Origin of the sequence: Streptomyces bugieae (genome assembly GCF_036352915.1) — a bacterium.
In the GTDB taxonomy this organism is placed as follows: Bacteria; Actinomycetota; Actinomycetes; order Streptomycetales; family Streptomycetaceae; genus Streptomyces; species Streptomyces endophytica.
On record NZ_JAZBJP010000151.1, the window covers coordinates 1 to 458 of the forward strand.

At 68.1% G+C, this 458-nt stretch carries 2 protein-coding genes; both read left to right on the forward strand.

Features of this window, described 5'->3' with window-relative positions; all coding sequences use genetic code 11:
* Nucleotides 1-167 (forward strand): CbbQ/NirQ/NorQ domain-containing protein (locus tag V2J85_RS41540; RefSeq protein WP_419836888.1); only part of this gene is annotated, 167 nt, incomplete at its 5' end.
* A partial coding sequence (locus V2J85_RS40640) for a hypothetical protein (protein WP_330824395.1) occupies nucleotides 164-458 on the forward strand: 295 nt, incomplete at its 3' end. The genes V2J85_RS41540 and V2J85_RS40640, both read left to right, overlap by 4 nt.

Below are 458 nucleotides of genomic sequence, written 5' to 3' on the forward strand. Positions count from 1 at the left end.
GTGAGGCGTCCTCCACCCGAATGCTGATCCTGGCCGGCGGACTGATCGCCGAGGGCCTGCCGGTACGTAGCGCTGTACAGGCGGCGATCGTTCGGGCCCTGTCCGATGATCCCGACATCGTGCGTGCCCTCGGTGAGCTGGCCGACGGTGTGCTCGACGTGACGTGACCGGAACCGAACCCGCAGGGCTGCAGCGGTTTCGATTGCTCGCGACGTTCATCGTAGGCCGGGCAGTCGATGTGGCGCCGGCTCCGGCCGGTCGGCTCGCGCATACCGACGGCCGCGTCGTCTTCGTCTCGGCGGATCTGACCGAGGCCGAGCAACGCCGTGAACTGGTGCTGCAATGTGCGCTGCTGGCAGCCGGAAGTCTGGACCGCCAGTGGGTGAAGGCGTTGCGCATCCGGCCGGCACTGGCCTCGCGTTACCTGTCCGAAGAGGGGCATCGAGCCCTGGCTGAGT